The organism is Candidatus Pseudomonas auctus, from assembly GCF_048654275.1.
In the GTDB taxonomy this organism is placed as follows: Bacteria; Pseudomonadota; Gammaproteobacteria; order Pseudomonadales; family Pseudomonadaceae; genus Aquipseudomonas; species Aquipseudomonas pharyngis.
In genome coordinates, this window is the sequence record NZ_JBJYZK010000001.1 from 83,897 (window position 1) to 96,230 (window position 12,334).

9 protein-coding genes are annotated in these 12,334 nt (G+C 54.8%); 3 read left to right on the top strand and 6 right to left on the bottom strand.

Translation table 11 applies throughout. The features are described from left to right. Positions 1 to 223: 223 nt before the first annotated feature. Positions 224 to 4,798 (bottom strand): AAA family ATPase, encoded by a 4,575-nt coding sequence (locus ACKUG4_RS00315; protein ID WP_445433109.1) that lies wholly within the window; start codon positions 4,796 to 4,798, stop codon positions 224 to 226. A 326-nt stretch (positions 4,799 to 5,124) separates the two neighbouring features. Further along, positions 5,125 to 5,487, bottom strand: coding sequence for a DUF6124 family protein (locus tag ACKUG4_RS00320; RefSeq protein WP_445433110.1), 363 nt, complete (start codon positions 5,485 to 5,487; stop codon positions 5,125 to 5,127). Between the two features lie 529 nt (positions 5,488 to 6,016). On the opposite strand from ACKUG4_RS00320, the gene ACKUG4_RS00325 reads away from it, so the two are divergent. Then, complete coding sequence (locus ACKUG4_RS00325) at positions 6,017 to 7,231, top strand: aldose 1-epimerase family protein (RefSeq protein ID WP_445433111.1); 1,215 nt, start codon at positions 6,017 to 6,019, stop codon at positions 7,229 to 7,231. A gap of 13 nt (positions 7,232 to 7,244) precedes the next feature. Here the strand turns inward: ACKUG4_RS00325 and alaE are convergent, their stop codons facing one another. Both alaE and ACKUG4_RS00335 read right to left on the bottom strand, forming a co-directional pair. Beyond that, positions 7,245 to 7,706: an L-alanine exporter AlaE gene (gene alaE, locus ACKUG4_RS00330; RefSeq protein WP_064595710.1), complete on the bottom strand. Its 462-nt coding sequence runs from the start codon at positions 7,704 to 7,706 to the stop codon at positions 7,245 to 7,247. 20 nt (positions 7,707 to 7,726) lie between these two features. Continuing rightward, positions 7,727 to 8,650, bottom strand: coding sequence for a LysR family transcriptional regulator (locus ACKUG4_RS00335; protein WP_445433112.1), 924 nt, complete (start codon positions 8,648 to 8,650; stop codon positions 7,727 to 7,729). Positions 8,651 to 8,828: 178 nt separating this feature from the next. Here ACKUG4_RS00335 and ACKUG4_RS00340 point away from each other — a divergent pair, with 178 nt between their 5' ends. Together ACKUG4_RS00340 and gabP are read left to right on the top strand one after the other, a co-directional pair. Beyond that, positions 8,829 to 9,476: a hydrolase gene (locus ACKUG4_RS00340; protein WP_445433113.1), complete on the top strand. Its 648-nt coding sequence runs from the start codon at positions 8,829 to 8,831 to the stop codon at positions 9,474 to 9,476. A 297-nt stretch (positions 9,477 to 9,773) separates the two neighbouring features. Beyond that, complete coding sequence (gabP, locus tag ACKUG4_RS00345) at positions 9,774 to 11,180, top strand: GABA permease (protein WP_445433114.1); 1,407 nt, start codon at positions 9,774 to 9,776, stop codon at positions 11,178 to 11,180. A gap of 59 nt (positions 11,181 to 11,239) precedes the next feature. On the opposite strand, the gene ACKUG4_RS00350 is transcribed toward gabP, so the two are convergent. Together ACKUG4_RS00350 and ACKUG4_RS00355 are read right to left on the bottom strand one after the other, a co-directional pair. Further along, on the bottom strand, positions 11,240 to 11,812 hold the full coding sequence (locus ACKUG4_RS00350; protein ID WP_445433115.1) for an eCIS core domain-containing protein: 573 nt from the start codon (positions 11,810 to 11,812) through the stop codon (positions 11,240 to 11,242). A 25-nt stretch (positions 11,813 to 11,837) separates the two neighbouring features. Next, on the bottom strand, positions 11,838 to 12,272 hold the full coding sequence (locus ACKUG4_RS00355; RefSeq protein WP_445433116.1) for a DUF6130 family protein: 435 nt from the start codon (positions 12,270 to 12,272) through the stop codon (positions 11,838 to 11,840). Positions 12,273 to 12,334 lie beyond the last annotated feature (62 nt).

A 12,334-nucleotide genomic window follows, 5' to 3' on the forward strand; every position in this document is an offset into this window, starting at 1 on the left:
TTCGCTCAAGGACTGCCACTGGCAAAAGGCAGCTGCTCATTATGAAAAATTAATCTGTCCTATTTTGCTGGCCATTTTTTTCTGGGTGGAAATCCAAGCCTAGATTGGAAGTTGAGGGGCGAGCGAAACGAGTAGATCTGCTGGGCCATGCCCCCCACCCAGGTATGCATCTCTGTCCTGTACGATATGGAATGTAAAGATCAGAGTCGACTGCATGCAACCATCACGGTCGTTCGGCAGCCTTCAGCCAATCGACTACGCCATTGACTCCAAGTGAAAGTAGAGTGTCTTGTATTCCCACAACGCGTTCCAGCATCGCTCCACAGTCAAATTCTTCTCGTTCTTCTGATTCCGCAAAGAGCCGGGTCATAAGCTGGGTAAGACTATTTTTATGATCAAATAAATGTCGTTTTTCATGACGGACATAAGCCAGATAGCGTTCGGTTGCGTACAAAGCTTTTTCTGGATCATTTTGTACAATCGCGTTAAGCCATTCATGAAATCCGAAGAGACGATGATGTCTATTTTCGCTATCGTCATCATTTTCAAATACTGAAAAACAGCAATCAATTAGTTCTACTGGAACCGAAATCGCATCAGCTTCATCGTTGAATATTTGGGTCATCTGCTCGGCAACGCTTAGGGCACAAGTTCCGCCTGTGTTTAAACCTGACTTTATACCAGCAAGACACTGTTCTCGATTCTGCCGAATATTTCCATGGTTTGTCCACACGGTTGCAGCACCACGCCAAGCGTCTATGTTATCCAGAGCGTTCAAGTCTCCTAGGAATTCCAAAAAGTTGATGTGCTGGGTTAAGGTAGCTAAAGCTGAAATACGTCCCCATGTTTCTAGGTCTTTGCCGCTCCCCTTGTTGCGAAGACACGCTAGCAGAGGTCTTACTACTTCAAAATGATTGTGGTAAGAATAATAAAGACACGGTTCGGCGACTTGCCAAAGTCCACCTCCATCTTTTATGGCTAGGTCGAACAGCTCCCATCCTAAATCGAAATAAGTGCTTTGCAAATACGGTAAGCGACGTAAGATCATGGCACGGATAGCAGGGTGTTCGTCACTCGCAAAGCGGCGCAACATAGGCGCTAGCAATTCAGGAAATTCAATCCCGCTCTGTAGGAAATTATTAGCCAAGATCATCAAGGCATCAGAAACGTCTCCCTTTGCCATATTGATTCCTAGATCAATTAAATCTACACCTTCCCCCTCGATTGGATCAGCCTCTTGAAGTCCCACAAAGTCTTCGGCCAAAGATATGAGCCGCGATGCCTCGCGAGCATCCTGTATGACGTTTGCACAGGCTTCAAGCGCTTTGGCCGTGGAGCGTTTGTGTAGCCATTCGGCTGAATGAAGCTCTAGCTCATCAAATATTCGGCATACCAAGAGGGAGGCCTGAGGCTCTTCGACCGATTGCCATGCATCGTGGGGGCGTAAATTTCCATAACGATATGCTAGATATGTAGCTACCCCATCCATAATGTCATCACGAAAACTTTCTGGAATTACTAACCAGTGAATAGACAAAAAGCCCAAGAAACGGGAGGGGTTCCGAGATGAGGCTTCTCGCAACTGCCAGCCAACCTCCCGCTCGCCGCCGATAAGAAAGTCAGGCCTATCCCATCTCGAGTATCCGTTGTAATGCGCTAATAATTTCAACACCCCGCTATCGCTCGCACCTAAAAATATTTCAAATGAGAATGGTGCGCTTACCATTCCGCCAGCAGAACGTATTTTCGGCTGACGAACCAGTACTCCTGCTTTTTCCTCATATGAATCCACCACCGCTTGCACTTCGGGGGAGCGCAGGTAGCAAGGAATCGGCAAAATCAGCTCCGCTTGCGTTCTCAATACCCAAAGTCTGGATTCCTCGGTAACTTCTTCGTTCCAAATAGTTAAAATGCTCGTCGTCACTGCATCTTGCATTGGCACGGCCAAAAGATTAAATGCAGACTGTATTAGCGAACCCAGCTCGTAAGATAATTCAAACTCCAACATCCTTGTGTCACACAACATGCGGGCTATTATTTCAATATTCGCTGCAGGCGAGGCAGTGCAGGCGAGTATGGCGAAATATAGCAACGCCCCTTCATGATTAAAACAAAGGCGCTCTTTGTTTTTTTGCCACCAGCCTGAGTTATTTTTTGCTTGCTGCAGTATGGCCGCTTCAACCGCATCAAGTAGAACGTTCATGCTGCTCAAATGAACTGTATCTCTTTGGCTATGCAAATCTTCGTATGAACTCTCGTTCAAAAAACCATTTCTGTAGCCTATGCGAGTATTACCATAGCGTAAGGCGCGAACATTGCTCCAGCGCTCGATTGACTCTATTGCTAAATCCAGCAGCGCAACGGATTGCAACATGCGTTTACCTATAAAATTTTCATCCCGCCCCCCGAATTCATGTTTTTGGCAACGCAACTTGTTACTGAGTCTGAATTTAAGTAAATCCTCCTCGTTAATGTCGCCTGCGATATACCGCCAGAGCAGGGCATCTTCCACTACACCTGCCTCCACACATTTAGCGATGACCCGGCCAAGAACGCTGTGCTCAGTTAGCGGCATATTGATCAGCCGCTCTAGTAATGGAGCAACCAGTGCCATGTTTTCTAATTTGATTTCAGACAGGTGGATTCCGAGTCGGTCAGCAATTTCATTTCTATCAAGCCAGCCTAGTGAAAGCGCATCCATCCAGAATGACAACACTCCCGCACAATCTTCATTACTCCATTGAGCAATGCGATAAGCATGCCCCATAAATCCGTCGGTATCCTGTGCAGACTTCAGAGTTGGAACTAGATGTTTGAGCCAGAAACGATGCCACTCGATCGCACTAGCTAAGGCATAGATCACCTGAAAAATATCACGGTGTTTTTCCCGCAAATCACGTAGCAATGGCCAGTCTTCTTCCTGGGGCATCTGCTCGGCAAATGACTCCGCTACTAGGCGCCTGATGTGGAAGGCCGCGCTACCAGTCAAGACGGCTCTAATTTGTTTTCTAAATTCACGACGCTCACCTAGTGCCAACTGTGCGACAAAACTGCGGATGCTGGGGCGCACAAAGGGTACTGGCGGTAAGCCGTGTATGAACTTATTCAAAGTAACGCCAGCTCGCACGGCTCCGCTTACCACCAATACATCCAATAGGGTTTGATGGCCGAATGTCAGCTTTCCATCCTGGGTTTCTCGCAGCACATTTAAGCTACACAGTTTCCGCTGAATGTCTTGAGAGGCTGAAAAACGCTGATGCGGCACCGCCAAGCTTCTTAATTTCAGCATTTCCGAGGCAATTGATTCAATTGCTTGTATTGCCGCATCTCCCAAAGCGTTGTCGGCTCGCACGATCGTATCGAGATAGCGTTGTGCTAGTGCTTGGCTAGTCACAACGTTGAAGCTACCGCCTCGTTGGGCCAGTTCAACAAACAATGCTAGTTCGCGTGGATTTCTTATCAGCACGCGAGTAGCGCCATCAATGGTTGCAGTCGCAATTCCTAGCGTATCAAGTAAGGGTGCAATGTCGGACTCCCAGTCCATCGGTTGGCACTTAAATTCGCAATCCCATTGTCGTTCGGCAATTCGCCGGTCGTACTGCTTGTCGAAGTCACGGCAGGCAGTAACGACAGTAATATTAGGAATCAGTAGCAGGCGGTCTATCTGCGCAAGAAAATATTGAAGAACGCGATGATCGCGGGCGATGGACAGCACATCCAAAGAGTCAACTACTACAATTACTTGAGCATTTTCAGCCAATCGAGCAGCTTTTTCGACCCATTGCTCAGACAGGCCTTGGGCTCGACGATCTTCCGATGTAGCCAAGTCGGCGAATTCGCGGGACTGGATAAAGAGTGGCACGATGTCAGAATTTCTTTCGGCCCGCTTCTCCAATGTTTCTTGTAGCGCAAGCATCACGCACGTTTTACCCGATCCCGGAAGGCCCGTCAGCAGGATGGATCTTTTTTTATCATCAATGGATACAAGTAGCTCATCCAGGGTTGGGTTTGAAATACGATGGCCCGCAATATCCCTTCGCCACGATCTGCCAATGGCAGAGGTACTGGAAAAAGAAAGACGTACCTCAGTAAGATTCATTGGCGGAACTAGTGTTGCTCCCGCCTTTTGAAGAATAGTCTTGAGGTCGCTTTTAGTTAATCGGTGCTGCGACGCTGTAGTTGTGCTATCGCCCCCTGTGCGCGCGCCGAGTTGGTCGAGGCTAGCCCAAAGTGCCGCGAATGCCGCGTCAGTATTGCTCACCAGGTTGCGTAAACGTTCGCGGAGCAGTTCCTCCATACGATCTAGGTCATCACTGGTGACAAAGTTCGTTCGGCACAGGAATTTATAGGTGGAAAGATCGGGGGAGAATTTAGCAAGTAGCGCCGAAAAATTTTTATCTACTGCTTGGTGCTCTTGGCCTAGACTTGCTAGGTAGCTCGCTTCATCATGCTGGGTAGAACTGTGTTCTCTTAATTTTGCAAGAGGGCCAAAGTTGTTTCTTGAATAGAAACGAATATTTACGTTCGGATTATCTTCCAGCAAGCAGGAGGCTTTACCCAACTCATCTGCGAGATCGCTTATCGACCAAGATTTGAAATCGGTTTGATTTTTTTTGCACTGACACGCAATCAGTGTTCCGTCAGTTTTGCCTACTACCACGTCATCTACGGAGTAGCTGATCGAATCTATTTCGAGCCATTGAAAGTCTTGATCGGATAGTACTGTCAATGCCCAATCAAATGCCACCAACGTCTGGTAAATGTCACCTCGATTGGAACGGATACCAGCGATGCTCATAAATTTCTCCTATTCGGTGAGCATTCATCCCATCAAATTAACATCAGCAGTTTCGATGGATTTGAGCATGATATTCGAATTTTGGGGCGCTTAACTACGGATCACCCCTGTCAAAAAGGGCGTTCATCAAGACTACATGACTATCGAGGACAGACCATAAGACTAATGATGCTGAACGTCCGTTAACCGATTGCTGAATCGCCTCAGGTTTCGTAGACACCCGACGTCCGCTTTTGGCCGATAGCTGCCATTTACCATGGCAGCTACAGGCAACGCTCATTCCCTCTATCGCTGCTTACTATCCGGGCGCTTTAGAGGGCAGGGGTTTAGGTCTTCACCTCAACATGGTCCAACGCCTGATTCACCGCCAACTCACTCAACATCACCAACTGCGCAATCCCGATCGCAGTCTTGCGATGGGCAGGCTCCAGCGTGGCCGCAAAGTTGTTGAGCATTTCGCTGGCCGAGCCCAATGATTCGCTGGCGTTGGCCAGGAGTGATTCGGTGTTGTAGGCCGGGTTGGCCATGTACATGGGGTCGTGTTTGTGGTGGCTGCCCATGATCCGTTGCTGCGGGGTGAGATAGTGATCGAGGGCGCGTTCGGCGGCTTCGTTCAGGGCTCGGGAGTCGGGGAATTTGTAGGGGGAAACCGGATCGGTTTCTGGTGGGTTCGGTGTTGGCTTGAACATAGATGTAACTCCAGGGTGAGAAAGTGGAGCCATCAGCCTCGCTACCAAACGAGGGTGGTGGCCATACGGAGGTTGGTAGACCGGTCACCTGGATACCCGGCGCGTCCGAAGACGCCCTACGCATGGCCACCATAAAACAGAGGACGAAAGAGTCCCTGCAATCTGGTGTTGCGATGCGACAGGTAATCCGGGCTACCAAACCCGATCACTGTTTTTCAGTGACCCGGAAACGATAAAACCCGCACCCCAGACGCACAAGCCGGCGGATTCTGGCGTAGTCGTAGGCAATGACGCAAGACGCTGTAGCCGTGGGGAAGTAATGCCGGGCGTTTCTAAACATCATTCGAAAAACGCTTAAACAAGTCCCTCGCCATGTCGCTCGGCGGGACAACGCGATCCCATCGATTTCAATTTTCCTGTCCGTACCCATTCTTTCTCGGCATCTACCAACACGCGTCGCTTTTTAAGCTTGATGAAACGTTTCAGCAGGTTTATAAAAACCGCACAACTCCAAGAAAAGGCTGTTTCCATGACCCCGCTCAAACTCGTTGTTGCCCTCAGCGCACTGTCCGCTGCCTCCCACGCCATGGCCTGGGATTACGTTCTGCTCGACACCGACAAAGCCGCTCAGAACTGGCAGATCACCAGCCAGCAACTCGGCGTGAAAACCGACAAACCCTTCAGCGTCAGCCTGCGCACCTTGCATGGTGGTCGGCAGGAGGGCGTCAGCATTGTCGACATCGATAACGGCACGATGAAACTCTCAGTGGTGCCGACGCGGGGAATGAACGTCTTGCAGGCCTCGGTCGGCGATGTGCGCATGGGTTGGGATTCGCCGGTCAAGGAGGTGGTCAATCCGTCCTTCATCGAACTCAATGGCCGCGGTGGTCTGGGCTGGCTGGAGGGTTTCAATGAGTTGGTGACCCGCTGCGGATACGAATGGGTCGGCCACCCCGGCGTCGACAACGGCGAACTGCTGACCCTGCATGGTCGGGCCGCCAACATTCCGGCGAACAAAGTCACCTTGCACATCGATGAAACGCCACCGTACGCCATCACTCTGCGCGGTGAACTGAAAGAGCAGGCGTTCAAGAAAGTCGACTTCTCCGTCGCCACCGAACTGGTCACCGAACCCGGCAGCGTCGTGTTCGCCCTTAACGACACCCTGACCAACAACGGTGACTATCCGAAGGAGTACCAGGCGCTGTACCACAGCAATTTCAGCACCCCGTTCCTGGAGCAAGGCGCTCGTTTCGCCGCGCCGGTGAAACAAGTGTCGCCGTTCAACGACAAGGCCAAGGGCGATTTGGCTGAGTGGCAAACCTACCGCGCACCGACCAAGGACTACGACGAAACGGTTTACAACGTGGTGCCGTATGCCGATGCCAAGGGCGATACGTTGACCGTGTTGCATAACAAGGCCGGCAGCCTGGGCGTTTCGGTTGGCTTCAATACGCAGACATTGCCGGTGTTTTCCCTGTGGAAGAACACCGATACCCAAGGCCAGGGTTATGTCACCGGGCTGGAGCCGGGGACGAGTTTTTCCTACAACCGCCGTTATCAGCGGCCACTGAACCTGGTACCGACAATCGGGCCGAAGGAACACAAAAACTTCCGCATCAGCTACAGCTTGTTGGCGGATAAGGCGGCCGTGGACAAGGCCTTGAAGCAGGTGAGCGACATTCAGGGCGGGCGGGAGACCGAGGTGCGACAGGCACCGTTGGTTGATCTGACCAAGGGCTGAAGCCGGCGGTCGCTCAACTGTTCAGCGACATCGGCTTGTCGCCACCCGGAGGCAAGCCGAATACCTTGCGCACCCTGTTGAGAAATGCGCCGTAGGGTCGCCCCAGCGCCAGCATCATCAATGCCGCACCGAGCGTTCCGCGAATCAACTCACCTCCCGATGCCCCACTGGAGGCAATGATCGCTGCATAGAGGGGGACCTGGAAACTGACGAGGGCGAAGCTGTCCCACAGCAACCTGGAAACCCGACGCGGACTGGCTCGCTTCATCACCCAGTCCCGCCACAGGCCGTAAGGCCTTGCGACTGGCACCATCAATACGGCGCCCACAAGGCGCGCATGAAGAACCTGATCCCACGTCATGCCGGCAATGAATCGTTCATTGATGATGCCGGTGGTTGTGAAGAACAGGATCAGCGCCGTTGTGTCTGCGAGAAACGCAGTTCGACGCATTGACTGTTGCGGGCGTTGCAGCAAATCACATCTCCTGTGTGGGTTCAGGTAGGCGTCAGCGCATCCTCCTGATGTGACAGCGGCTGCACCGCCAGGTGCGGAGATTCACCGAAGAACTCGATCAGCAGCTCGGTGAGCACGCGTATTTTCCGGGCGGGATGCGGACCCGGCGGGCGGAGAATGTAGGCGCCGGCCTGGGGTGGGGGATGGTTTGTCATGATCTGCATCAGTGCGCCCGATGCCAAGTGCTCGTGGGTGAGGCAGTCGGGCAGGTAGGCGACGCCGAGGCCTGCGATGGCAGCGGCGACGAGGGCGGTGCCGTTGTCGGCCTTGAAGCGTCCTTGCGGACGAACCGTGACGGTTTTGTCGCCGTCCATGAATTGCCAGGCTTCGGTGCCCTGCATGAGCGCCTCATGGTTGACCAGGTCGTCCGGTTTCTCAGGGGCGCCGTGGGCCTTGATGTAGTCCGCGCTCGCGACGAGCTTGGTGAAGACCGGGCCAATACGCCTTGCGATCAGATTGGAGTCCTTCAGATAACCCACTCGAATGGCGCAATCGTAGCCCTCGGTGATGAGGTCAACGAAGCGATCACTGTAGCAAGTCTGCATATGCAACTGAGGGTGACGGCGCGCCATTTCCGCCAGCACCGGCGCGAAGTGAGTCGGGCCGAACGACAGCGGGACGGCCACGCGCAGTCGGCCGCGGAGCGCGCCGGCGGGCAGGATGGTTTCCTTGGCGACGTTGATCTCGGTGCAGACCCTGGCGGCATAGTCCCGGAATATCACACCGGCCTCCGTGAGTGCCGATCCGCGCGTCGAGCGTGCCAGCAGCTGCACACCCAGTTCGGTTTCAAGGCGGGCCAGGCGGCGACTGACGATCGACTTCGATACGCCAAGACGCAGTGCAGCCTGCGAAATGCCCTCGGCGTCAGCCACTTCCACGAAGGTCTGTAGTTCTTCGATATCCATGCTTGCGTTCCCCGTTGTGCGACACAGCACATCGCGTGATGCTACTACTGCCTCGAACATGGGAACAGCACAATGGATTTTCCAGGCACCTCAGGCTTTTCGCCTTTCCTGGAATTGATTTTCCGCACGGGCTTCGGCCCTTTCACCAACGTGCGTCACCCATAAAAAGGATTTGCCCATGGCAAGCGAAACGCTCCGCAACGCCCAGACCGATCAGTTGCTGACCCCGGAAAACTCGGCGTTGATCATCATCGATTATCAGCCTGTTCAGGTTTCCTCGATCCGCTCGATGCCGCGTGACGAACTCGTCTTCAACATCACCAGCGTCGCCAGGGCGGCGGTCAACTACGACCTTCCGATCATCCACTCGACTGTCAATGTCGCGACCGGCCGCAACAAACCGCCGATTCAGGAGCTGCAACAGGTGCTCGGTCACCTGCCGACCTATGACCGCACCTCGATCAACAGTTGGGAGGACACGGAATTCAAACAGGCGGTCAAGGCGCTTGGACGCAAGAAACTCATCATGACTGCACTCTGGACCGAAGCCTGTCTGACTTTCCCGGTGCTCGACGCCATTCAGGAAGGTTATGAAGTGTATGTGCCGGTCGATGCGGTTGGCGGCACATCGCTCGCCGCACACGAGGCGGCGTTGCGCAGAATGGAGCAGGCGGGCGCAAGGCTCATCAGCCGCGTGCAGATGTACTGCGAACTGCAGCGCGACTGGGCGCGAGCAGTGACCGTGCCGGGCTTTATGGGCGTGTTCGAGAACTTCGACGGGTTCAATGCTGAAAAGGCTTTGGAAGAAGCAGGCAACAAGGCCTGATGAGCGGCAATTGATGAAGGTGGCACCTCGCGAAAGCGGGTGCTGCCTTTGTTTTTTGCGCGAGGTCGACTCATGTCGAAATCAGACCCGTCCATGCCGCTCCCAGGCTATTTGCGATCAACGCCGGGCACGTAAGGTGACGCATCATTTCATCGCCCTGCGTCGTCGTCCGACCGATTTGTAACGCTGCAGCGCTTGAGGTGCGCCGCTCTGGAGCAGGGCAAGAGGAAGAAATGATGATCGCCTGACACGTCGTCAGTACGCCCAAACGTCGATCACCAGAGAACAACAAAAACAATGAATAGCCTGAACTCGAAGGACTCGAACGGTCAGTTGGCGCAGGGCTTCAAGCCGCGTCACGTCACCATGCTTTCCATTGCCGGCATCATCGGTGCGGGGCTGTTTGTCGGCTCCGGCCACGCCATTGCCGCCGCCGGCCCGGCCGTCTTGCTCGCTTATCTTTTCTCCGGTCTGCTGGTCGTGCTGGTCATGCGCATGCTCGGTGAAATGGCCGTGGCCCATCCAGACACGGGATCGTTTTCCACCTATGCCGATCAGGCCATCGGCCGTTGGGCGGGGTTCACCATTGGTTGGTTGTATTGGTGGTTCTGGGTGCTGGTGATTCCGATCGAAGCGCTGGCCGCCGGGCATGTGTTGAATCAGTGGTTTCCCCAGGTCGATGCGTGGTTGTTCGCGTTGTTGTCGATCATTTTGCTGGTGGTGACCAACCTGTTCAGCGTGTCCAAGTACGGTGAGTTCGAGTTCTGGTTCGCGATGGCCAAGGTGGTGGCGATCATCGGGTTCATCGGTCTGGGTTTTGCGGTCTTGATGGGCTGGATTCCCGAACGTGAGGCCAGCGGGTTGAGCCGCTTGATGGAAGAGCACGGCGGGTTTGCGCCCAATGGCTTGTCGGCGGTGGTCGGGGCCTTCATCACCATCATGTTCAGTTTTATCGGGACGGAGGCGGTAACCATCGCGGCAGCCGAATCGAGCAACCCGGCGCAGAACATCGCCAAGGCCACGCGCTCGGTGATCTGGCGTATCGGCGTGTTTTATCTGCTGTCGATTTTCGTGGTGATTTCCGTGGTGCCCTGGAACGATCCGCTGCTGGCGTCCGTCGGTTCTTACCAGCGCGCGCTGGAGTTGATGAACGTTCCCAACGCCAAATTCCTGGTCGATGTAGTGGTGCTGATCGCGGTGGCCAGTTGCATGAATTCCTCGATCTACATTTCCTCGCGGATGCTGTTCTCGCTGGGTCGACGCGGCGATGCTCCGCAACCGCTGAAAGTGACCTCCGCGGCGGGTGTGCCGAGAGCGGCGGTGATTGCCAGCACCGTGATCGGTGCCGGGGTGACGCTGTTCAGCTATTTCATGCCGGCCGGATTGTTCCAGTTTCTGCTCGCGAGTTCCGGTGCGATTGCGTTGCTGGTGTATCTGGTGATCGCGGTTTCGCAATTGCGCATGCGCCGGATGTTGCGTCGGCAGAACGTCGAGCTGACGTTTCGCATGTGGCTGTTTCCATGGCTGACGTGGCTGGTGATCGCGTTCATCTGCGCCGCGCTGGCGGTGATGATGGTCACGCCCGAGCATCGTCTGGAAGTGACGTCGACCATCGGCCTGGCGCTGGCAATTTCCTTTATCGGTCTGGTGACCACGCGCCAGCACGGGCAGGCGAGGGCAGCGGTTGCGGCGGGCAAGGCCTAGGTTTTTCTGGTGCTTGAACGGTGGGGCTGCCCCCCGGCATGGACGCAGGGGATGTCCGATCACCGGGCTTCGGCTCGCAGCCAACGTCTGACTTCGCCCTGTATCGCGTAGGCCGGTGCCTCGACCGCGTTGAAATCCTGCGTGTAGCGCTGCGCAAACCCGTCGACTCCCCATTCCTGAAACTGCTGCACGTGCTTCAGTTCGTGTGCCCAGAGCGTGACGTTGTGTTCTGCGGTTTCAGCGTCGCGGAACAGGATGATGTCGATCAGCGTCACTGCACCGACATCCGGGTTTTGCAGGATGGCCGTGGCGGCGTTGTATTGGCCGTCGTTGGTGACCTTGTAATGCACGGCATCGAGGACACCTGGGTCATACCAGCGCAGCAGTTGCTCCCGGATGTGCGGGGGAATCGGTTTGATGTCGGTGTTGGCGGCTTCGGCGCGGGCCTGGGTCAACGCCAGCGCCAGAGCGGGAGCCGCGATCCGGAAGAGGTCTTCAGACAGACGCCCCGGGTCCGGCAGGCAAATGCAGCTGTCGAGGCATACTTGTTTTTCGCCGGCGGGGCAGGTGTCAGCCTGGGCAGGCGTTACAAGGGCAAGCCAGGTGACGAGGCTGATGAGCGTGGATGGCATGGGCGCTATTCGATGTATGGCCTCTTCAGGGCGTTTTCTCGGGAACGACAAAATCCACTGTCGCACGGGTGAGAATCCGGTGAGTCGGGTCCGCCACTTCAAGCAGAACCTTGTGTTTGCCCGGTGTCAGCCCCACCAGGATGATCGGATCTTCACTGGTGTGCGCCCACGTGCCTTTCCAGTCGTCGACCGTGACATGCAGGTGACCGAGACGAGGTGACACATCCGCTGCCACTTTGCCAAACACCGGCATGATCCGGGCGTGTTCGGTTCGGTACTGAATGATGACAACGCCGCGCGCGAGCGGCTCGGGGAGCGGCGGGTAGGCGATGATTTGCGGCGCCGATTCGGATGGCAGGGGAAGGATGGCTGGCGGCTGAAGCGGATCTGCGCCTTGAGCCTGCGCTGCCATGCAGACAAGAGTCAGCAGGACGAGCAGGTTTCCGGGAACGAGGGGCATGGTGTTCTACTCCCGCGTGATGTCCTTCAAGGCTAGATCAAGCTGGGAGGTTGTCTACGTAT

Excerpts from the sequence above, each read along its gene's own strand:
- ACKUG4_RS00320 (WP_445433110.1), bottom strand. The coding sequence starts at position 5,487 with ATGTTCAAGCCAACACCGAACCCACCAGAAACCGATCCGGTTTCCCCC.
- ACKUG4_RS00340 (WP_445433113.1), top strand. The coding sequence starts at position 8,829 with ATGGCAAGCGAAACGCTCCGCAACGCCCAGACCGATCAGTTGCTGACC.
- ACKUG4_RS00355 (WP_445433116.1), bottom strand. The coding sequence starts at position 12,272 with ATGCCCCTCGTTCCCGGAAACCTGCTCGTCCTGCTGACTCTTGTCTGC.
- ACKUG4_RS00325 (WP_445433111.1), top strand. The coding sequence starts at position 6,017 with ATGACCCCGCTCAAACTCGTTGTTGCCCTCAGCGCACTGTCCGCTGCC.
- ACKUG4_RS00335 (WP_445433112.1), bottom strand. The coding sequence starts at position 8,650 with ATGGATATCGAAGAACTACAGACCTTCGTGGAAGTGGCTGACGCCGAG.
- ACKUG4_RS00315 (WP_445433109.1), bottom strand. The coding sequence starts at position 4,798 with ATGAGCATCGCTGGTATCCGTTCCAATCGAGGTGACATTTACCAGACG.
- gabP (WP_445433114.1), top strand. The coding sequence starts at position 9,774 with ATGAATAGCCTGAACTCGAAGGACTCGAACGGTCAGTTGGCGCAGGGC.
- ACKUG4_RS00350 (WP_445433115.1), bottom strand. The coding sequence starts at position 11,812 with ATGCCATCCACGCTCATCAGCCTCGTCACCTGGCTTGCCCTTGTAACG.